The organism is Pseudomonas sp. UBA7530, from assembly GCF_002479365.1.
Lineage (GTDB): Bacteria > Pseudomonadota > Gammaproteobacteria > Pseudomonadales > Pseudomonadaceae > Aquipseudomonas.
The window spans coordinates 317,053-337,261 of record NZ_DLMS01000013.1; the positions used below are offsets into that span (position 1 = coordinate 317,053).

At 63.8% G+C, this 20,209-nt stretch carries 19 protein-coding genes; 8 read left to right on the forward strand and 11 right to left on the reverse strand.

Annotated features, from left to right (window positions below):
- Positions 1-101 precede the first annotated feature (101 nt).
- Complete coding sequence (locus tag B2U07_RS22065; RefSeq protein ID WP_197856619.1) at positions 102-443, forward strand: tryptophan synthase subunit beta; 342 nt, start codon at positions 102-104, stop codon at positions 441-443.
- A 49-nt stretch (positions 444-492) separates the two neighbouring features.
- Here the strand turns inward: B2U07_RS22065 and lapD are convergent, their stop codons facing one another.
- The 4 genes from lapD to B2U07_RS22085 all read right to left on the reverse strand — a co-directional run bounded on the left by lapD (position 493) and on the right by B2U07_RS22085 (position 4,319).
- Positions 493-2,433 carry a cyclic di-GMP receptor LapD gene (lapD, locus tag B2U07_RS22070; RefSeq protein WP_275546137.1) on the reverse strand — a complete coding sequence of 647 codons (1,941 nt, stop codon included), beginning with the start codon at positions 2,431-2,433 and terminating at the stop codon, positions 493-495.
- Positions 2,434-2,442: 9 nt separating this feature from the next.
- The gene (lapG, locus tag B2U07_RS22075) at positions 2,443-3,123 is read right to left on the reverse strand and encodes a cysteine protease LapG (RefSeq protein ID WP_275546136.1); all 681 of its coding nucleotides are present in this window, start codon (positions 3,121-3,123) and stop codon (positions 2,443-2,445) included.
- 167 nt (positions 3,124-3,290) lie between these two features.
- Positions 3,291-3,689 carry a YbaN family protein gene (locus tag B2U07_RS22080; RefSeq protein WP_275546135.1) on the reverse strand — a complete coding sequence of 133 codons (399 nt, stop codon included), beginning with the start codon at positions 3,687-3,689 and terminating at the stop codon, positions 3,291-3,293.
- A gap of 45 nt (positions 3,690-3,734) precedes the next feature.
- Positions 3,735-4,319, reverse strand: coding sequence for a YecA family protein (locus B2U07_RS22085; protein ID WP_197856615.1), 585 nt, complete (start codon positions 4,317-4,319; stop codon positions 3,735-3,737).
- A 172-nt stretch (positions 4,320-4,491) separates the two neighbouring features.
- Between B2U07_RS22085 and recQ the strand changes: the two genes are divergently transcribed.
- From recQ to B2U07_RS22100, 3 genes are all read left to right on the forward strand, one after another.
- The gene (gene recQ, locus B2U07_RS22090) at positions 4,492-6,624 is read left to right on the forward strand and encodes a DNA helicase RecQ (RefSeq protein ID WP_275546134.1); all 2,133 of its coding nucleotides are present in this window, start codon (positions 4,492-4,494) and stop codon (positions 6,622-6,624) included.
- Between the two features lie 243 nt (positions 6,625-6,867).
- Positions 6,868-7,299, forward strand: a complete 432-nt coding sequence (locus tag B2U07_RS22095; RefSeq protein ID WP_275546133.1) for a MarR family transcriptional regulator — start codon at positions 6,868-6,870, stop codon at positions 7,297-7,299.
- 336 nt (positions 7,300-7,635) lie between these two features.
- Positions 7,636-9,678 carry a FimV/HubP family polar landmark protein gene (locus tag B2U07_RS22100; RefSeq protein ID WP_296277940.1) on the forward strand — a complete coding sequence of 681 codons (2,043 nt, stop codon included), beginning with the start codon at positions 7,636-7,638 and terminating at the stop codon, positions 9,676-9,678.
- 50 nt (positions 9,679-9,728) lie between these two features.
- Here B2U07_RS22100 and B2U07_RS22105 read toward each other — a convergent pair whose 3' ends face one another.
- Positions 9,729-11,915, reverse strand: a complete 2,187-nt coding sequence (locus tag B2U07_RS22105; protein ID WP_296277942.1) for a patatin-like phospholipase family protein — start codon at positions 11,913-11,915, stop codon at positions 9,729-9,731.
- A gap of 72 nt (positions 11,916-11,987) precedes the next feature.
- Here B2U07_RS22105 and B2U07_RS22110 point away from each other — a divergent pair, with 72 nt between their 5' ends.
- Positions 11,988-12,269: a SelT/SelW/SelH family protein gene (locus B2U07_RS22110; protein WP_197856610.1), complete on the forward strand. Its 282-nt coding sequence runs from the start codon at positions 11,988-11,990 to the stop codon at positions 12,267-12,269.
- Positions 12,270-12,277: 8 nt separating this feature from the next.
- Here the strand turns inward: B2U07_RS22110 and B2U07_RS22115 are convergent, their stop codons facing one another.
- The 3 genes from B2U07_RS22115 to B2U07_RS22125 all read right to left on the reverse strand — a co-directional run bounded on the left by B2U07_RS22115 (position 12,278) and on the right by B2U07_RS22125 (position 14,358).
- A complete protein-coding gene (locus B2U07_RS22115) occupies positions 12,278-13,129 on the reverse strand; it encodes a DMT family transporter (protein ID WP_275546130.1) in 852 nt (283 codons plus the stop codon).
- On the reverse strand, positions 13,126-13,461 hold the full coding sequence (locus tag B2U07_RS22120) for a tRNA-binding protein (protein WP_275546129.1): 336 nt from the start codon (positions 13,459-13,461) through the stop codon (positions 13,126-13,128). The genes B2U07_RS22115 and B2U07_RS22120 overlap by 4 nt, the downstream gene beginning before the upstream one ends.
- Positions 13,462-13,611: 150 nt before the next feature.
- A complete protein-coding gene (locus B2U07_RS22125; RefSeq protein ID WP_275546128.1) occupies positions 13,612-14,358 on the reverse strand; it encodes an AraC family transcriptional regulator in 747 nt (248 codons plus the stop codon).
- Between the two features lie 134 nt (positions 14,359-14,492).
- On the opposite strand from B2U07_RS22125, the gene B2U07_RS22130 reads away from it, so the two are divergent.
- Positions 14,493-15,311: a UDP-2,3-diacylglucosamine diphosphatase gene (locus B2U07_RS22130; RefSeq protein WP_197856606.1), complete on the forward strand. Its 819-nt coding sequence runs from the start codon at positions 14,493-14,495 to the stop codon at positions 15,309-15,311.
- A complete protein-coding gene (locus B2U07_RS22135) occupies positions 15,308-16,348 on the forward strand; it encodes a glycosyltransferase family 4 protein (protein WP_275546127.1) in 1,041 nt (346 codons plus the stop codon). The genes B2U07_RS22130 and B2U07_RS22135 overlap by 4 nt, the downstream gene beginning before the upstream one ends.
- A 227-nt stretch (positions 16,349-16,575) precedes the next feature.
- Here the strand turns inward: B2U07_RS22135 and B2U07_RS22140 are convergent, their stop codons facing one another.
- From B2U07_RS22140 to B2U07_RS22150, 3 genes are all read right to left on the reverse strand, one after another.
- Positions 16,576-17,964 (reverse strand): adenylate/guanylate cyclase domain-containing protein, encoded by a 1,389-nt coding sequence (locus B2U07_RS22140; protein WP_197856604.1) that lies wholly within the window; start codon positions 17,962-17,964, stop codon positions 16,576-16,578.
- Between the two features lie 157 nt (positions 17,965-18,121).
- Positions 18,122-18,709, reverse strand: coding sequence for an HD domain-containing protein (locus B2U07_RS22145; RefSeq protein ID WP_197856603.1), 588 nt, complete (start codon positions 18,707-18,709; stop codon positions 18,122-18,124).
- Between the two features lie 39 nt (positions 18,710-18,748).
- Positions 18,749-19,066, reverse strand: a complete 318-nt coding sequence (locus B2U07_RS22150) for an Mpo1-like protein (protein WP_074675013.1) — start codon at positions 19,064-19,066, stop codon at positions 18,749-18,751.
- 129 nt (positions 19,067-19,195) lie between these two features.
- Here B2U07_RS22150 and B2U07_RS22155 point away from each other — a divergent pair, with 129 nt between their 5' ends.
- Positions 19,196-20,206 carry an AraC family transcriptional regulator gene (locus tag B2U07_RS22155; protein WP_197856602.1) on the forward strand — a complete coding sequence of 337 codons (1,011 nt, stop codon included), beginning with the start codon at positions 19,196-19,198 and terminating at the stop codon, positions 20,204-20,206.
- Positions 20,207-20,209: the final 3 nt, after the last annotated feature.

Below are 20,209 nucleotides of genomic sequence, written 5' to 3' on the forward strand. Positions count from 1 at the left end.
TTATCCGCTACGGGATGTTCCCTTGGGCCGCTCTCTCAACTAGAGTAAGCCCGCTGCCGCGAGGTGGCGGGCTTTCTTATGGGTGTTTGTTGGAGGCACCGATGGTTTACGTACAGCGCGACGCAGCCGGGCGTTTGTTGCGGGTTGAGCATGAACCCTTCGAGGGGATGACGGAGAACCTGGCGGTCGAGAGCGAGGAGTTGCATAACTGGCTGGCTGCCAAGGAAGAGGTCAAGGCTCGCCTCGATAGCCTGAAACAGTCCGATCTGGAACTGGTGCGCGTACTCGAGGACGTCGTAAGCGTGCTGGTTGAACGAGGCGTGATCCGTTACACCGATCTGCCCGAGGCTGCGCGGCAGAAGCTCGATCAACGCGCCATTGCTCGGGCCGAGATCGAAGGCTTGAGCGGTCTGCTCGGTGACGACGAACATAACCTCGTGTAACCGCTGCGAGGTAGCGCCCGACAGGCTTTTGAACAGGCGATAAACCCCTTCACAGCCAGGGCGTCGGTGCGCCGATCAAGCGACCCATGGCGCCGTGTATGCCCTGTTCGGTGAGCACCTCGAGCTCGCCCTGGGTTTCCACCATCTCGGCAATCAACGGTAGGTCGATGCTGTTGGTGGCACGGAATACCGCTTCGATGAACATGCGTTTGTCGCTCTCCTGATCAATGGCGCGGATATAGGTGCCGTCGATCTTCAGATAGGCCAGGCCCAGGTGGGTCAGGTTGCCGATCAGGCTGAAGCGCCCGCCGAAATGTTGCAAACCCAGCCCGTAACCGATTTCACGCAGGTTCTGACTCAAGCTCTCCAGTTCTGCTGGGGGTGGCAGATGACGCTCGTCCACTTCCAGGGTCAGCAGGCTCGCCTGCTCAGGGTGGCTTTTAAGCAGGGCGAGCAGTCTTTCCCGCTGCGCAGGTTCGCGCAGGGTCGCGGCGGACAGGCTCAGCGCCAGAGGCTCGGCGTGTTGAGCCAGGTGGGTGAGGGCGTGCTTGAGCATCGCCAGGTCGAATCGGGCGCTCCAGCCGAGGCGCTCGATCCATGGCAGGAAGCGCCCGGCGGCGATGGCTTCGCCCTGCGGGTCAAGCAGCCGCGCCAGCACCTTGCGTTGCAACAGCCGGCCGGAAACGCATTCCACCACCGGCTGGAAATACAGCTGCAGCTTGCCCTGGTTGAGCGCATCGTTGATCCAGCCGCGCCAGTCGTGCAGGCCCTGACCACTCTGCGCGGTGAAGTCGTCGAGGCGCTCCCAGCTGCGCGTTGCATTGCTCTGGGCCTGGGCCAGCGCCTGGTCGGCGCGGCCGATTACGCTGGCCGGGGCCTCGCCCGGACGAAATGCCGCGATACCCAGGTGGGCCACGGGGCTGCAGTCACTGGCGCCGGTCTGGCGCAGGTTGTTCAGGTGTTCGCTGATCTCTTCAGCGAGACGATCGGCGTCATCGCTGTTCAAACCCGGAGCAAGAAGGGCGAATTCGCCACCGCGGCTGCGCGAGGCCAGCCATTCGCTGCGGCCCGGCGCCTGCAACAGGCGCTTGAGCAGCTCGCCGAGGGCGCTGATCAGCGCATCGGTACGTTGCCCGCCCAGGCGCTGATTCAGCCCCCCGAGATCGTTGACACGTAACAGCAGCAGATAGCCCTCGGCATTCTGCTCGTTGACTACCAGTTGATTGCCCAGGCGAATATCGAACTGGCGGCGGTTGGCCAGGCCGGTCAGGCTGTCCTGATAAGCCTCCTCGCGCAGTTTTTCGCTGCGCGCGGCCTCTTCGGCGAACAGCGTCTTGAGCTTGTCGACCATCTGGTTCATGGCCAGGACCACGCGTTTCAGCTCCGGGGTACGTGGTACGCGGGGCAGGGTGAGGAACTCGCGGCGGGTAATGGCTTGCGCCTGTTGCACCATGTTGTCCAGCGGGCGCAGTTGGGTGCGCAGCAGCCAGCCGCCGAGCACGGCGCTGACCAGGCCGCACAGCAACAGCCAGAGCAGGCTGCCTATGGCGCCGTCCCACAACTTGGCCAGGGCGAATTGCGGATGACTGAGCACTTCGACCCGCGCGGCCTGTTCCCAGCCGCGCATGATCAGGGCGTCGCCACCTTCGGGCTCCAGGTCCACCAGATCGACGAACCACTGCGGGACACTTTCCGCGCGTACCTCGGTGCTGCGCTCGACCAGCACCTTGTCGTCAGGAATGCTCACCACGCGGATGCTGGCGAAGTAGCCGCTGTCGAAGATCGAGCTGACCATCAGCTCGAGCATGGCCGGGTCGTCCACATGGGGCGTCATCGACAGGCCCAGCGCCGTGGCTGCGTCCTGCGCGTGAGAGCGCAACTGACTGAGCAGTTGCTCGCGCGAGGTCTCGACGCTGGCGATGAAGCTGCCGGTAAAGGCCACGACCAGAAACAGGCAGATGGCGAGGAACAGTTGTTTGAGTAGGGACATGTCTTCCTCCTAGCCTTCGCCCACGGCGAAACCTTCGGCATGCATTTTTTTCAGGATGTCCTGCCAGCGCGAAAGCTTCTTCGAGTCGCTCTTGCGTGTGTTGGAGCCGGGCAGGTAGAGGCCTTCGGCATTGAAGGCGTAGACCGGGAGCAGGTCCTTGCGCTGCGACGCAGGACGGATGTCGTTGATAAGGTTGTCCAGCACCAGCGGCTCTGCGCCTGGGCTGGCGTAGTAGGTCAGCACCATGTGCGCCTGGTTGTAGTTCAGCGCCTTGACGTAGGTGATGCGCAGCTTCTCGCTGGGAATACCGAGGCGGCGCAGGGTGAAGTACTTGGCGATGGAGTAGTCCTCGCAGTCGCCGGCGCCCTTGACCAGCATTTCCACGGGAGTGGCCCAGTAGTCGTTTTCCCGCCAGAGTTGCATGTCGTCGACGAAGCGCACCTTGCGGTTGAAGAAGCGATTGACCTCGTTGAGCTTGTCAGGCTCCGGCAGCGCCGCGCTGGTCTTGATCAGTTCTTCCCAGTCGAGCAGGCGTGCTCGCGCTGGGCCGAGGTTGCCGTAGCGGTTCTCGGCATTCTTGATGATCAGGGCGAAGTCCCAATTCGCCTGGGACAGAGCGGCCAGCAACCCGCCGCCAATCCAGAGGATCAGCAGCCGCCACCGCCATCGCTGAATGCGCAGCCGTCGCATGGGTCTAGTCTCAGTGCCTGATCGTCGGAGTCTAGGCGAGGCGTCGACTTTTTGCCGGCCGCTTCGCTGGGAAAAGAAGGCGGAGTCAAAAGGCTGGCGACAGCGTGCCGTAGTCCGAAAGGCAGCGTTAGCTCACCCGCGGATTGCATCCGTGCTACGTACAGCACTCAGGGGCTGGGCAGGGTCTTCTGGCGCAGGATGTAGATGCTGACCAGCACCGCGCTGGTCAGCATGAAGGCGCGGGCCCAGGGCAGGGGCACCAGATAGCAGGAGAAGGCGATGCTCACCCACATCAGCGTCAGCGCGTAAACCTTGGCCTTGAGCGGGAGTCCCTCACCATCCAGATAAGGCAGTATCCATGGCCCCAGGCGCGGGTGCTCGACCAGCCACAGATAGAAGCGCTGTGAGCTGCGCATGAAGCAGGCGGCGGCCAGCAGCAGAAAAGGTGTGGTCGGCAGCACCGGCAGGAAGATGCCGATCACCCCGAGCGCCACGCTCAGCCAGCCGATGCCCAGCAGCAGATAGCGGACACTGCGATGGCGGCTTGGCTGGAAGTCACGCGGCATGGGCTGATCTTGGCGACAGCCGGGGCAGCGCCCCGGCCTGAGTGGTCAGTGACGGGGTTTGAGCAGCGCGGGCTTTTCTTCCGGCGCCTGGCACAGGAGGAATAGGGCGGTGAGCAGTTCGGGGATCTGGTCGATCATGCTGTCCACCAAGTCGCGGTCACGGGCGATCTCGGCGAATTCCTGCTGCTCGTCGAACAGGCCGGAGCCGACCATGATCGGCAGCAGCAGTTCGCTGACTTCGTCCTCGGCATCCTCGAACCACACGGCTTCGCGCAGAAATACGCCTTCCATGAAGCCGATGCACCAGCCGCGCAGGTCGGAGTCGTCCGGCTCGTCGCCAAGGTCCAGGTCGCAAGGCAGTTCGGGCTCTTCTTCGCCAGCCAACTGACGCGCGATATGCGCCTTCAGGTGCATAAGGGTGTTTTCGATCTCTTCGCGTTCGGCGTCGCTGCGGTAGTGCGGCGGCTCGGCGAACAGTGCATCGATCCACTCGCGCTCCGGCACCTGGTCCGGGCAGATCGCCAGGGCGGTGAGATAGCCGTGGGCGGCCACGTAGTCCAACGCCTCTTCGTGCAACTCATCGGCATCGAGAAAGGCTTGCAGGCGGGACAATTGCTCAGCGAAGGACATCGTGGGGTTACCTTGAGGCTTGGGAAGATAAACGAGGTTGGATTCTAGTTCACCGCCGCCTCTGCGACCAGCATAGGCGCTCTGCAAGAGGCGATTCAGCGGCTTCGGACGGGTAGGCGCCCTGTTCGGGGCGTTCCTGCGGCATAATGCGCGGCTCGATTTGGAGGCCTTCATGCTTGACCACGCCCTGCGCATTCTCAAAGACGTTTTCGGCTACGACGCCTTTCGCGGCAACCAGGCCGCGATCATCGAGCGTGTGGCGGCGGGCGGTGATGCGCTGGTACTGATGCCCACCGGCGGCGGCAAGTCGCTGTGCTATCAGGTGCCGGCCTTGATGCGCGACGGCCTGGCGGTGGTGGTTTCCCCGCTGATCGCGCTGATGGACGATCAGGTGGCGACACTCGACGAACTGGGCGTGGCAGCGGTGGCGCTGAACTCCACGCAGAGCGTCGACGAGCAGCGCGAGATCGCCGAACGTATTCGCCGCGGGCAGATCAAGATGCTCTACCTGGCGCCCGAGCGCCTGGTGCAGCCACGCATGCTGAGCTTTCTGCAAGGCCTGGACATTGCGTTGTTCGCCATCGACGAGGCGCACTGCGTGTCGCAGTGGGGCCATGACTTCCGCCCGGAATACCTGCAGCTCGGTCAGCTTGCCGAGCTGTTCCCGCAGGTGCCGCGCCTTGCCCTGACTGCCACGGCCGACAAGCGCACTCGCGAGGAGATCGTCCAGCGCCTGCATCTGGATAACGCCGAGCGCTTCCTCTCGAGCTTCGACCGGCCGAACATCTTCTACCGCATCCAGCCCAAGGATCAGCCGCGCAAACAACTGCTCGGCTTTCTCGCTGCGCGCAAGGGCGATGCGGGCATCGTCTACTGCCTGTCGCGCAAGAAGGTCGAGGAGGTCGCTGACTTCCTCAGCAGCCAGGGCTTCCCCGCGCTGCCTTATCACGCCGGCCTGCCCAACGAGCTACGTGCCTATCATCAGAAACGCTTTCTCAACGAGGAAGGCCTGATCATGGTGGCGACCATCGCCTTCGGCATGGGCATCGACAAGCCCAACGTACGCTTCGTCTGCCACCTCGATCTGCCCAAGTCATTGGAGGCCTATTATCAGGAAACCGGTCGTGCCGGCCGTGATGGCCTGCCGGCCGATGCCTGGATGGCCTACGGTCTGCAGGACGTGATCTTCCTCAAGCAGATGCTGGCCAATTCCGAAGGTGACGAGCGCCACAAGCGTATCGAACAGCACAAGCTCGATGCCATGCTGGCCCTGTGCGAGGAGACACGCTGCCGTCGTCAGGCGCTGCTGGCCTATTTCGACGAAGATTTACCGCAGCCATGCGGGCACTGCGACAACTGCATCGACGGCGTCGAGACTTGGGATGCTACCGAGCCGGCGCGTCAGGCGCTGTCGGCCATCTACCGTAGTGGCCAGCGCTATGGCGTCGGCCATCTGGTGGACATCCTCCTCGGCCGCGACAACGAGAAAATCCGCGCTGCCGGCCATCAGCACCTGGCGGTGTTCGGCGTGGGCAAGGGCTTTTCCGAGATCGAATGGCGAACCCTGTTCCGCCAGTTGGTCGCCCGAGGCCTGGCCGATGTCGATCTGGAAGGCTTCGGTGGCCTGCGTCTGGACGAGAGCTGCCGGCCGCTGCTGCGTGGTGAGGTCAGCCTGCAGCTGCGCCGCGAACCGAAACCGGCTCAGGCGGCCAAGACCTCCAGCAGCGCCGCCAGCCAACTGGTACGTGGCCACGAGCGGGAGATGTGGGAAGCCCTGCGCAGCTTGCGGCGCAAATTGGCCGAGGAGCACAGCGTACCGCCCTATGTGATCTTCCCTGATGCCACGCTGCTGGAAATGTTGCGCAGCCAGCCCAGCTCGCTGAGCGACATGGCCGAGGTCAGCGGTGTGGGCGCGCGCAAGCTGGAGCGTTACGGTCAGGCGTTTCTGGAGGTGCTCAACGGCGCCGCCGCGGACGATGCGCCGGCTCCGGTGGCCGATCTGCGTCACGAGCTGGTCAGCCTGGCACGTGCCGGCATGACGCCTGCGCAGATCGCCGGGCAGCTCAATTGCAGTGAGAAGAACGTCTACAGCCTGCTGGCCGAGGCCATCGCCGAGCAGCAACTGACCCTGGAGCAGGCGCTGGATCTGCCCGAAGAACTTCTCGGCGAGATTCAGGAAAGCTTCCTCGACGGCGAGGGTGAGCTCCCTACCGTCAGCGAGATCGCACCGCTGTTCGCCGGCCGTGTCGACGAGGCAGTGCTCTACTGCGTACGTGCGGCGCTGCAGGCCGAGTTCGAGCTCTGACGCAAGGGGTATCGCTGTCGCGCCGGGCAGGGCATGGCTTACTTGTGCGCGATAGCTGGCTAGAGCAGAGCCGGCCCCAACCACCCGCCTGGCATGAGCCCAGGTATCGCGCACAACCAGAACCCCAAGGTATTCAGTCGCATTCTGCAACGCTCGTGGCGCAATCTGCGCTTGCCGTGCGCATCGGGTTATGGCTAGCTAGCTAATAATTAGTTTTTGACCTTTGTATGAGCCCGCTAGCCCATGTCTTACCCCGATCAACACCGCTTTGCCATGCAAGTCGCCCAGCTGTCACGTGCCTGGCGTTCCGAACTCGATAGACGCCTGGTTGGCCTGGGCCTGTCCCAGGCACGTTGGCTGGTGCTGCTGCACCTGGCGCGCTTTACCGAAATGCCGACCCAGCGCGAGCTGGCGCAAAGCGTCGGAGTGGAAGGGCCGACCCTGGCGCGTCTGCTCGACAGCCTGGAAGGCCAGGGCCTGGTGACGCGTGTGGCGGTACCCGAAGACCGCCGCGCCAAGAAGATTGCCCTGCAGGCCAAGGCGCAGCCGCTGATCGAGAAGATCGAGGCGATTTCCACCCAGCTGCGCCAGGAAGTCTTCGCCGGTATCGATGAGGATGATCTGCGCCGCTGTCAGCAGGTACATGCTCGCGTGCTTGGCAACCTAATCAAGTGACCCCAGGTGCTGTCAAATTTGCGATCACTTTTTTGCGTGCTGGAATTTTGTGCCTAACTTTTGACAGATTGATCTTGATAGCACCCTGCTTTCGTCGGCAAACTCGCGCCCAAGCCGCTACTTTGTGAATTAGTAGCCATAATGCTATTCGAGACGACCTCGACAAGGACTTTGTCGAACGTTCTCGAAACTTTCAAGGGCGCCAACCTCACGGCCAAGCAAGCTCGACAGCAAGTCGAGGAGGTGGCGTTCGAGCCGGATAACCCTGGAGGTCACATGGCTCGGGTGCGTCAGTTAATGTTGGGTTTGGCGTCGGGGTCCGCCTTGTATTCGGGGATGGCACCGGCGCTCGGTTTGGGTGAGATCACGCTGCACTCGGCGTTGAATCAACCGTTCGAAGCCGAAATAGAATTGCTCGAAGTGGGCGATCTGGGCGCGCAGGATTTGCGCGTCGGTCTGGCACCTGCCGATGTGTTCAACCGCTCGGGTATCGAACGTTTCTACTTTCTCAATGATCTGCGCTTCACGCCGCTTCTGCGCGGTTCGCGCAGCGTGATCCGCGTGGTCTCGAGCCGTCCGGTGCGCGAGCCGTACCTGAATTTCATCGTCGAAGTGGCGCGTCCCAATGGCCAGCTGCTGCGTGAGTACACGGTACTGCTCGATCCGCCGGGCTCCTCGGCCTATACCTCCGTGGCGGCTGCGTCGAGCGCGGCGCCTGCAGCGCAAGCGTCCAGCCCAGCTGCGACTCCGCCTGCGTCGGTCAGAACCGTCGCGCCACCGAGCGCCGCGGCGGGCCATCGTCATCAGGTCGCGCGCGGCGACAGCCTTTGGCTGATTGCCGCGCGTCTGCGTGAGCAGGGCAGCACGCTGACCCAGCAGGCACTGATGGAAGGCATCGTCGCGCTCAACCCGAACGCCTTCGCTGGCGGTGACCCGAGCCGCTTGCAAGCTGGCGCCGATCTGCTGCTGCCGGATGCCGCTCGCAGCGGCGCCGCGGCGCCGACGGCCGCTCCGGCAGCATCAGACGCGCCCCCTGTCGTTGCTGCACAGAGCGGTGCCGAAGGCCCGGTCAGCGCACCTGCGACCTCCGTGGAGCCTGCGCCGGAACAAGCCGACAGCCTGCTGCAACTGGAAGAGAAGCAGCGCCAGGTCGAGCTGGAGCTGGCCAATCAGGCTGCGGAAAACCAGCAGCTACAACAAGGATTGGCGCAGTTGCAGTTGCAACTGCAGCAGTTACAGGAGCAACTGGCGCAGAAGGACGCTCAGTTGGCTGAGCTGGCGGCGCGTACGCCGGCCGAGCCGGTCGCCGAGCCCGTTGCCACGGCGCCGGTAGCTGTCGAAGAACCAGTGACAGCGGAGCGCGGCTGGTGGTCGACGCTGCTGGCTGGCGGTATCGGCTTGCTGTTGTTGCTCGGCGCTCTGTTCTGGGCCACTCGGCGGCGTGGCGAAAAAGCCAAGCCGGTGGTGGTGCAGGTTCAGCCCAAAACCGAGGCGCCACAGCCGCAGCCACCTGTCCGCGCTCAAGGTGCTGCGGTCGTCGCTCCGGTAGCCGTTGCGCCGGTGGCCAAGGTGGTGCCTGCCCCGGCTCCCGCACGTGCGCCAGGGCCGGTCGACCCGCTCGAGGCCGCCAATGTCTACATCGCCTATGGACGTATCAGCGAGGCGCGTGGCGAGTTGAGCAAGGCCTTGGCTCAGCAACCGCAACGCAGCGACCTGCGCTTCCGTCTGCTGGAAGTTCTGGCGATGCAGGGTGATGGCGCGGGTTTCGCCCGTGAAGAGGCGGTGCTGCGTGCCGAGGCGTTCGACGCTGCCCGTATCGATGCGCTCAAGGCCCGTCATCCGAGCCTACAGGCCTCGCAGCAGGCGCCGAGCGAGCCTGTCGCTGCACCGCAGCCCATGGCCGAACCCGTGGCAGAAACCGATTTCCAGCTCAACCTCGATGACCTGTCGCTGGACGCCGATTGGGATCTGGTCAGCCCGTTCCCGGCCAAGGCTAAAGCCAAGTCCAAGGCACCTGCCGAGCCGGAGTTCGATTCGTCGTTCGCCAGCAATCTGCAGGAGCTGCCCGAGGTGTTCGAACTGCACCATGAGGACGAGCAGTTGAGCGCCTTCGGCGAGATGGAAATGGTGCTGAGCGACGAAGTGGACGACAACTTCCTCGACACCTTCGCTGGCGACGCCGATGCCACCGCAGCGCTGCAGGGCGATATCGACCAGTTGGCAGGCAACCCCGAGCACATGACCCAGCTCAACCAGGCCCTGGCCTACATCAAACAGGGTGATATCGCTGCCGCCTGCGACATCCTCAATGAGGTGATCGACCATGGTGACGACGAGCAGAAAAAGGCCGCACGCCAGCTGCTGGAAAAAATCGCCTGATCGACCCTGCTGCTCCCGACGAGGCCGCGCATCTGCGCGGCCTCGTCGTTTCAGAAACTCTTGCCCAGGTTCAGATACAGCGCCTTTTCCCGCTCGTCGTTGAAGCCGTAGCTGAAGTTGAGCGGGCCCAGCGGGGTGTCCAGGCCGAGGAAGACGCTGGCCGCATTGATGTAGCCGCTGTCGAAGGCGTTGTCGTTGTTCCAGGCGCGGCCACGCTCCAGCGACATGCCCAGGTACAGCGGGAAGTTCAGCGGCAGCAGCGAGGTTTGCGTCATTCGCCGGTAGTAAACCATCCGCGCCAATGCCATGTTCTGGCCGCTCAGCGAGTCCTGACGAAAACCTGAAAGCTCCTGCGCACCACCGAGGATGAAGCCCGAGGTGACCACCTGCGCTTGATCCAGGGTGCGCCCATAGCGTCCGCCGAACAGCCAGGTGTTGGGCCCGTGGCTGTAGGCCTTGTCCAGCTTCAGCTGCCATTGGCGATAATCGTCGTCCGAGCCTAGGCCGCGGTCATACTTGCGTAGCATCAGTCCGATGTCTTCACCGGTACGTGGGAAGTCGAGGTTGTCCAGCGTATCGAAGGAGTACAGCAGCTCGTAATAACCCTCGCTGAAGCTGAAGCTGGGAAGGTCGCGTTCGCCGACGCGCACGTCCGCCTCGCCCCAGGCCTGGCCGAGGCCGAAGCGGATCTCGCCGTTGTTGGCGATCTGTCGGCCCAGGTTGAGGCCATAGCCATAGCGTTCCAGGCGGTACTCGGCGATGGGGTCGTTGTCCAGGATCGATTCGACGTTCTGCGCCTCGCCGAGCAGGTACGGCGCGATGAAATAGCGTGAGCCGGCGTCCAGTGGCTGGTAGAACTCGCTGTAGAGCTCCTGATGGTCACCCAGTTGCAGGCGCGTCAGCCACTCGGCGCCCAGTTCGTTGATGCCGTTGACGCGGTAACTGGCGCCGATGTTGAAGGCGCTGTCGCCGCGCATGTCGTCGGCCAGGTTCAGCCCCAGGCGCAGGTAGTCGGTGCCGGTGCGTTTGCCCCTGGCATCGATCACCAGGGCACTGCCGCGCATGTCCAGCGGCTCCACGCGGTACTGCACGCGTTCGAAATAGTCCAGGCCGTAGAGCGTGCCCATGTCCTTTTGCAGGCGATCCATGTCCAGCGGCTCGCCCAACGGCTGGCGGATGTGCCGGCGGATCACTGCGTCGCCGACCTTCGAGTCGTTCTCCACGTGGATCTCGCGAATGACCGGATTGCGCTGCTCGCGGGTGCGCGCCATGGCCAGCGCCGGGCTGCCGGCGCCGTTGGTGCGCAGGCGCGCCAGCTGTTCGGCCTTGATCTGCGTGGCGCGGTAACCGGCATCGAGCATCTGCTCGCCACGGTTGAAGTCGGCGACGCCGAAACCGGCCAGCGGTGGCTGGATCAGCACATCGTCGGTGGTCAGCGTGCGTAGCTGTTCCTCGGAGTTCTTGCGCATCATCAGATTGATCGACTGGTTCATCACATCGACCACGGTGAGCAGCTCCTTGGCTGGCTTCAGCGGCATGCCCAGGTCGACGACGATGACGTGATCGACGCCCATCTGCCGCGCGACATCGATCGGCACGTTGTTGACCATGCCGCCGTCGACCAGTAGACGGCCATCCACTTCGACCGGGGCGAATACCGCGGGAATCGACATACTGGCACGCATCACCTGCGGCAGGTGGCCGGTGCCAATGATCACCTGCTCGCCGCTGACCACATCGGTGGCGACGGCGCGATAGGGGATCGGCAACTGATCGAAATCGCGCGTGGCGCTGCGGTGCACCAGCAGGCTCTCCAGCAGCAGCGCCAGGTTCTGGCCCTGGATCACGCCCAGCGGCAGGCCCAGGCTGCCGTCATCGCGGAAGCTGAGCTTCTGCTTGATCAGGAAATCACGGTCGTCCTGCTTGCGGCGAAAGGGTACGTCCTCGCGCGGCGGTGAGTCGGAGAGCGCCTGCTGCCAGTCCAGCTCCAGCGCCAGTCGTTCCAGCTCCGGCACCGAATAGCCGGCGGCGTACAGGCCGCCGACGATGGCGCCCATGCTGGTGCCGGCGATGGCGTCAATACGGATACCTTGCTCCTCCAGCGCCTTGAGCACGCCAATGTGCGCCAGGCCGCGGGCGGCGCCGCCCGACAGCACCAGACCGACGCGTTCGGCTGCGATGGCGGGCAGGCTGGACAGGGCGAACAGGCAGATCAGTGAAACGAGCAGGCGACGCATGGCAGTTTCCGGCAGGGAGCAGGGACAAAGGCCGCTATTATAGGCACCAAGCCCCACTGTAGAGCCGATGCCATGCCTGATCACAAGCCGGAAATCGTCATTACCTATTGCACCCAATGCCAGTGGTTGCTGCGCGCCGCCTGGCTGGCTCAGGAGCTGCTCAGCACCTTTGCCGATGAGTTGGCGCGGGTGGCCCTGGAGCCCGGTACCGGCGGGGTGTTTCGCATTCTCTGCGATGGCCAGCAGATCTGGGAGCGCAAGGCCGATGGCGGCTTCCCCGAGGCCAAGGTGCTCAAGCAGCGGGTGCGCGACCAGATCGATCCCGGTCGCGATCTGGGTCATAACGACCGTTAAACCTCTGTTCAGCGCGCCATCCGTGCCGAAACGAAAATGGCGCTGACGATCAGTACGCCGCCGGCCAGCATGCGCAATGTCGGCTGCTCGCTGAACAGCCACCAGGCGAACAGAATTCCATAGACCGGCTCCAGGGCGAAGATCACCGCTGTGGTACGCGCCTTGAGCACGCGCAGGCTGGCAACGAACAGACTGTGCGCCAGCCCCGTGCAGAAGATGCCGAGCATGGCCAGCCATAGCCAATCCACCGGGCGCACGCTGGGCAGCATTGGCCAGGCCAGCGGCAGGAAGCACAGCAGCACGGTGATGTTCTGGTACAGCGCGGCCTTTACCGGGTCGAGGCCACGTGTGCTGGCCCGATTGAGCAGCGACAGCAGGGCGAACAGAAAACCCGACAATACTGCCCACAGCAGGCCGACGGTGGCACTGCTGTCCAGGCTGAATTCGGGCGTGACCAGTATCAGCCCCACGCATACCACGCCGACCATGGCGAACTCGCCAGGGCGGGTGCGTTCGCGAAACAGCAGGCCTTCGAGCATCACGGTAAAGGCCGGGAAACTGGCGAAACCCAGAGTGGCGATGGCCACGCCGGATACTTTCACCGATTCGAAGAAGGTGACCCAGTGCGTACCCAGCAGCAGGCCGCCGAGTGCCAGCAGGGCGATCTGCCGCAGACTCGGGCGAACCGCGTTGCGGCTGCGCCAGAGCAGCGCGGCCAGGGCCAGGGCAATGACGGCGAAGAAGGCGCGGCCACCTGCGATCATGTTCGGCGTGGTGGCCGCCAGCTTGCCGAAGATGCCGGACAGGCCGAACAGCAGTGCACCCAGGTGAATCGCCAGTAGGGCGTTACGCTCGGTCATACCAGGCGCGCCCCGTTGGCCAGCGGCTTGTCGAAGCCGGCGAGCACCACTCGGTTGTCGCTGTCATACACACCCGTGACCAGCACTTCGGAACGCACGCCGGCGATGCGTTTGGGGGCGAAGTTGCACACGCAAAGCACCTGGCGACCGACCAGCCCTTCGCAGGTGTAATGCGCGGTGATCTGCGCGCTGGAGGTTCTGAGACCCAGTTCGCCGAGATCCACCTCCAGCACATAGGCCGGCTTCAGCGCTTTTTCATTGGGACGGGCGCTGCGAATGGTGCCAACGCGCAGCTGCACTTTTTCGAAATCCTGCCATTCGATGGTTTGCATGGGGTACTCCTCGATGATGCGGCGCAGTCTAGGTGCCGCAGACGCCAGCTGTCTGTCGCAGGAGTAATGAGTTTTGTCGCCAGACTCTCGACACCAGCCGTAGCCCGAATGAAGTCCGGACGCGCTTCATGGGCGACGCCAGGAAGACGGCTAGCGAGTGCGGCGCACCTGCCGCGGCGTCATGCCCAGGTGACGGGAGAGGGCGGCGGTGAAGGCGCTTTGCGAGCTGTAGCCGACACGGCAAGCGATTTCGCCAACGGCCAGGTCGCTGCCACGCAACAGTTGTTCGGCCAGTTGCAGACGTCGCTGGCGAATGTGTTCCATGGGCGTGCGCCCGGTCTCAGCGAGAAAGCGCGCATGGAAGCGCGCCACCGACAGACCGGCCAGGCGCGCCAGGTCCGCCACCTGCAGCGGATGCGCGGCGTGCTGCTCGATATAGCGGTCCAGGGCTGCCATCGGCAAGCCGGTCGCTTCGGCATGCTGGCGGCTGCAGGCCAGGCTGCCGAGCAGCAGGGCCGCGCCCTGGCCGGCGATGACCGGGTCATTGACCGGGCTGCTGGCCAGCCAGTTGAGCAGTTGGCCCTGCGCCGGATCGAGCTGCAGAGCGTTGGGTTTGTCCAGCAAACGCTGGATATCGCTCGCATGGTGGCCGAGCTGACGCTCGAGCCAGTCGTTGGCCGGCAGGTCCAGCACCAGGCATTGACTGCCGCGCGGGCTGCCGCAGGTGTGACGCGATTCAGCCGGCACCACCGCCAGATGATGGCGCAGCACCCGGCTGCCCTGACCGTCCACTTCGAATTGCAGTTCGCCAGCCAGGCCGAACACCAGTTGGGCGTGTTCGTGGCTGTGGCTGAGCACTTCGTGGCTGTAGTGACGCAGGGACAGGATTGGGGACATGACAATTTCCTCGGCAGCGCGCGAAGTTTAACGCCTGGCTGGCGATGATGCTGCGTCATCGAACGGTCTTTTGCCTGTCACAGGTCTTTCACCGCAACGCCTCAAGCTCGTCTAAACCCAGCCGGAGGCCGCCCATGACCAGCGCCCAGCTCGCCAAGCCCAGCCGCAAGCAACGTGTCCGTACCCTGTGGATTTCCGACGTGCACCTCGGCACTCGTGATTGTCAGGCCGAGCATCTGGCGGCCTTCCTCAAGCGTTACCATGCCGATCGCATCTACCTGGTGGGCGACATCATCGACGGCTGGAAGCTGCGCGGCGGCATCTATTGGCCGCAGGCGCACACCAACGTGATCCGCCGTCTGCTGACCATGAGCAAGCGCGGTACCGAGGTGATCTACGTCACCGGCAACCACGACGAATTCCTCCGGCGCTACTCCAGTCTGCTGCTGGGCAATATCCAGTTGGTCGACGAGGCGGTGCACGTCACGGCCGATGGTCGCCAGTTGCTGGTGATCCATGGCGACCAGTTCGACGTGATCACCCGTTACCACCGCTGGCTGGCCTTCCTCGGCGACTCGGCCTACGAATTCACCCTGACCCTCAACCGCTGGCTCAACCACTGGCGCAGCCGCTGGGGCTATGGCTACTGGTCGCTGTCGGCCTACCTCAAGCACAAGGTCAAGACCGCGGTGAACTTCATCAGCGACTTCGAGGAAGCCATCGCCCACGAATGCGTCAAGCGTGGCCTGCAGGGTGTGGTCTGCGGCCACATCCACCATGCCGAGATTCGTCAGGTGAGCGGTGTGGAATACATGAACTGCGGCGATTGGGTGGAGTCCTGTACGGCGTTGATCGAGCACTGGGACGGGCAGATCGAACTCTATCGCCTGGCCGAAGCGCAGGTGCGACAGGCCGGCGAGGAGCAGGGCGTCGTGCTCGAGACCGGCGCATGAGGATACTGATCGTCTCCGACGCTTGGTCGCCACAGGTCAATGGCGTGGTCACCAGCCTGGCAGCCCTGGTCGCCGAGCTGAGCGCTCTGGGGCATCAGGTCAAGCTCTTGTCGCCGGCGGATTTTCGCGCCGTGCCTTGTCCGACCTACCCGGAGATTCCGCTGGTATGGAACCTCTGGCGAGTGGGCGCAGCAATTCGCGACTTTCGCCCCGACTGCGTTCACCTCGCCACGGAAGGGCCTCTGGGCTGGGCGGCGCGGCGCTGGTTGGTCAAGCGCGGACTGGCCTTTTCTACAGCCATTCACACGCGTTTTCCCGAATACGTCAGTACCCGCTGGCCGTGGATTGCGCCACGCTGGGGTTACGCCCGGCTGCGCGCTTTCCACCGTCGCAGCCAGGCGGTACTGGTGACCACCGAGCGCCTGCGCGAGGAGTTCGCCGGCTGGGATCTGCAAAGGTTGCAACTGTGGCGCAAGGGCGTGGATACACGCCTGTTTCGCCCGGACGAGACGCGCCCACGGCCAGTGCGACCGGTGTTCCTCTATGTCGGGCGCATCGCCGCGGAAAAGAACCTGCAAGCCTTTCTCGACCTGGGTCTGCCCGGCGAGAAGCGCGTGGTCGGCGATGGCCCGCAGCGCGAGGCGCTGCAACAGCAGTATCCGCAGGTGCGCTTTCTCGGTTATCGCCACGGCCAGGCATTGGCCGAAAGCTATCAGGATGCCTCGGTGCTGGTCTTTCCCTCGCGTACCGATACTTACGGCCTGGTCATGCTGGAGGCGCTGGCCTGCGGTACGCCGGTAGCGGCCTTCCCGGTGGCAGGGCCGCTGGATGTGCTGCTGCAAGGGCAGAGCGGGGTGATGGACGAGGATCTGCGCAGCGCCTGCCTGGCGGCGCTGGAGCTGGATCGAGGGCGTTGCGCGGAACTGGCTGCGGCTCAGTCCTGGCGGGCTTCGGCGTTGGAGTTTCTGGCGTTGCAGCCACTGATCGATGGCGAGCCGGTGAGGTTGGTTGAGGCGTTACCGGATACCGCATTGTAAGTGGCTTTTATCGCGGCTGAAGCTGCTCCTACGCGCCCTGTGCCGCGAAGCTGCCAGCATGTAGCTCGGATGCATTGCGCGCGCGCCGCTCAATCACCGCCGGATCGAGTTCTGCTTACTGTAGGAGCGAATTTATTCGCGATTCTGGATTGATCCATCGCGAATAAATTCGCTCCTACAGAGAACGGTGAAGACGCACCGTTCATGTAAGCGGCCTCAGCCGCGAATCAGAGAATGACCTTGTCGCGCAGCTTCTCGGCAGCCTGGTTGAGCGCCTGGATCACCCGCTCCTTGTCGAAGTTCTGGATGCCGTTGGTGTCCAGATACATGGAGAAGCCCGGCAGCTCGTGCTCGACGTAGCTGGAGGTGGCACCCAGATCGCGACGGAAATCCACCACCTGATAGATCTGCACCGGGCGGGTGAAGCCCTTGACGGTGATCTGGCCCTTGTCACGGCACATGATCACGTCCTTGACCAGCGAGTAGGTCTCGTGGGAGATCAGGATCTCGCCGGACTCGGCGGCGCTCTCCAGGCGGCTGGCGAGGTTAACGTCGCGGCCGATGATGGTGTAGTCCATGCGCGTGTCAGCGCCGAAGTTGCCCACGGTGCAATAGCCGGTGTTGAGGCCCATGCGGATTTCCAGCGGCTTGGTGATGCCCTGGGCGCGCCACTGCTGGCGCAGCACCTTCATGTGCTTGCGCATGGCGATGGCCATGGAAACCGCCGCGACCGCATCCTTTCTGGCGCCGTTGCTGCTGGGGTCGCCGAAGAACACCATCACCGAGTCGCCGATGAACTTGTCGATGGTGCCGCCGTATTTCAGGCAGATCTTCGACATTTCGTTGAGGTAGGTGTTGAGCAGGTCGGTCAGCGCTTCGGCTTCGAGTTCTTCCGACAGTTCGGTGAAACCCTTGATATCGGAGAAAAACACCGTGAGCTTCTTGCGCTGGGTCTCCAGGCGCACGCTTTTCTTGCCGGTGAAGATCGACTCCCATACCTGCGGCGACAGGTACTTGGCCAGGTTGCGCGCCAGGCGTGCGGCCTTTTCCTGCTCGCGTTTGATTTCGCTGCGCACCTGCGCCAGACGCAGGCCCTGCTGGTTGACGAAGTACGCGGTGATGCAGATGTACAGGGTGGCGAAGAGGATGCTGACCAGTGCCACCAGCGTCGGTGTGTCCGGATTGGGCTGTACATTCACCAGCGCAGCGCACAGCGCCGTGCCACTGGCGGCTACCAGCAGCGCCAGGCCCAGATAGCGCAGGCCGCCGACTACCAGCGCGCTGAAGCAGAGGATCAGCAGGAACATCAGGCTGGGCACGACGGCGAAACCCAGCAGTACGCAGTACGCGCCAGCATGCAGGGCATCGAAGAACAGCAGGGTCACCTCGGTCTGTCTGGCATGGTCGCGCTTGAAGCGGCGGCTGAGATTGTGCGCCAGATGGGGGTAGAGCAGGGCGTAGGGCACCATCCACAGAATGTCGTAGGCGAAGTGGCCCACGTAGGTACCCGCCGCGATGCTGGCAGCGGCGGCTATATAGGCCAGCACGCGCGAATAGTATTCGCGCAAAGGCGGAGTGGGCAGCCCGCTGGCGCGGCTGATGGTTGCTGGCTTCATCGGTTGGAACTGTCCCTGCTGGATTTCTGGCGTCTCTGCTGGACGCCTGGCTGGTCTGCAAGACCTGAGCCAGAGGCTCGCTGGGCGGGGATCATAACCAAGGGGTGGCGACCAGCCAAGCATGGCCGCCGAACGGTGGCATAACAGTGGCTAGCGGTCAGGCGCCGGCGCTGTCCATGGCGGCCAGGTAGATGGAGTTCTTCGGCCGGGCGAAGACCCGCTGCAGCATGGGTTCGAAGAAACTCAGCGGCAGGCTTTCGTAGTCCGGGTCGAAGGCGGCGGCGTCGTACCTGGCGCAGAAGTCGATGGTTGCCTGGTATTGCGGGTGATCCTTGAACTGCTCGCGCAGGTGGCGATCCATGCCCAGATGATGGAAGAAGTAATAGCCCTGGAAAATGCCGTGCTTCTCCACCATCCAGTGGTTCTCGGCGCTGACGAAGGGCTTGAGGATGGCCGCAGCGATGTCCGGATGGTTGTAGCTGCCGAGGGTGTCGCCGATGTCGTGCAGCAGTGCGCAGATCACGTACTCCTCGTCACGGCCGTCGCGATAGGCGCGGGTGGCCGTTTGCAGTGAGTGGGTCAGGCGGTCCACCGGAAAGCCGCCGAAGTCGCCATCGAGCAGCCGCAGGTGAGCCAGGATACGTGAGGGCAACTGGGCGGCATAGGCGGCGAAGTCCTGGGCGATGATGGCCCAGTCCTCGGCCTGGCCGTCCTGCATATGGGTGAAGCGGGCTCGGCTATTCATGGTTGTTCTCGTTCTTGTTGTTTTAGTGTGAGCTGCCGATTAGAAACGGATACGGCCGGTGAAGGCATCCTTGAGCATCACCCAGTCGCCCATCAGGCTGTACAGCGGATACTGAAAGGTGGCGGGCCGGTTCTTCTCGAAGATGAAGTGACCGACCCAGGCGAAGCCGTAACCGGCCAGCGGCATGGCCAACAGCCACAGCCATTGCTGCGTGAGCAGGGCATAGGCGAGGATCGCCAGCACCAGCAGGCTGCCCGCGTAGTGCAGGCGGCGGCATACCGGATTGCTGTGCTCCTGCAGGTAGTAGGGGTAGAACTCGGCAAAGCTCTGGTAGCGTTCGGTGGTCTGGGCGGTCATGGCGCACCTCCTGTTATTGTCACGGTCAGTGTAAAGGCGCTGTCTCCGTGGGCCACTGACTTAAGGTGCCAGTCTAGTATCCTTGCGCCGCCAACGATGGCCTTGCTGATTGATCATAAGAACAAGACGATGAGTGAAAGAACCACCTCTTCCAACTGGGCATTGGCCATCGTGCAGGCGCTCGAGCTGGGCGGCGTCGACTGCATCAGCCTGTTCGCCGAGCTGGAGATGGATTACGCCGCCCTGAACGACCCGGACGCGCGCTTCCCGCAGGATGGCATGACTCGCCTGTGGCAGCGCGCCGTGGCGCTGTCGGGCAACCCGGCGATTGGCCTGAACATGGCGCAGGTGGTGCGCCCGGCGTCCTTCCATGTGGTGGGCTACGCGCTGATGTCCAGCCGCAACCTGCGCGACGGCTTCACCCGTCTGGTGCGCTATCAGCGCATCATCGGCGAAGGCGCGGATCTGAATTTCCTGTCACAGCCCGACGGCTATGCCCTGACCCTGGCCATTCATGGCGATCGTCTGCCGCCGGCCCGGCAGAGCGCCGAAGCATCGCTGGCCTACTGCCTGGCGTTCTGCCGCTGGATGACCGGCAAACCCATGCGTCCGCGCGAGATTCGCCTGCAAGGCCCGCCGCCGCCCGATCTGGTGCCGTATCAGCAGGTGTTCCAGGCGCCGCTGAAGTTCAACGCCGAGCACTATGGGCTGATCTTCGAACGTGCCGATCTGGAGGCGCCGCTGCCCAGTGCCAACGAAGCGCTGGCACAGCTGCATGATCGTTTCGCCGGCGAATACCTGGCGCGTTTCTGCAGCAGCCGGGTCACTCACCAGGCACGCCAAGTGTTGTGCCGCCTGCTGCCACAGGGCGAGCCACGGCGCGAGGTGGTGGCGCAGACGCTGCATCTGTCGCAGCGCACCCTGCAGCGGCGCTTGCAGGAGGAGGGCACCAGCTATCAGCAACTGCTCGACGACACCCGCCGTGAGCTGGCCGAGCAGTACCTCGGCCAGGTCGACCTGACCTTGTTGGAGATCGCCTATCTACTGGGCTTCGCCGATCCGAGCAACTTCTTCCGGGCCTTTCGCCGCTGGTTCGGCGAAACGCCTGGCGAATACCGAGCGCGTCGCGGGCTTGCTTAGTGC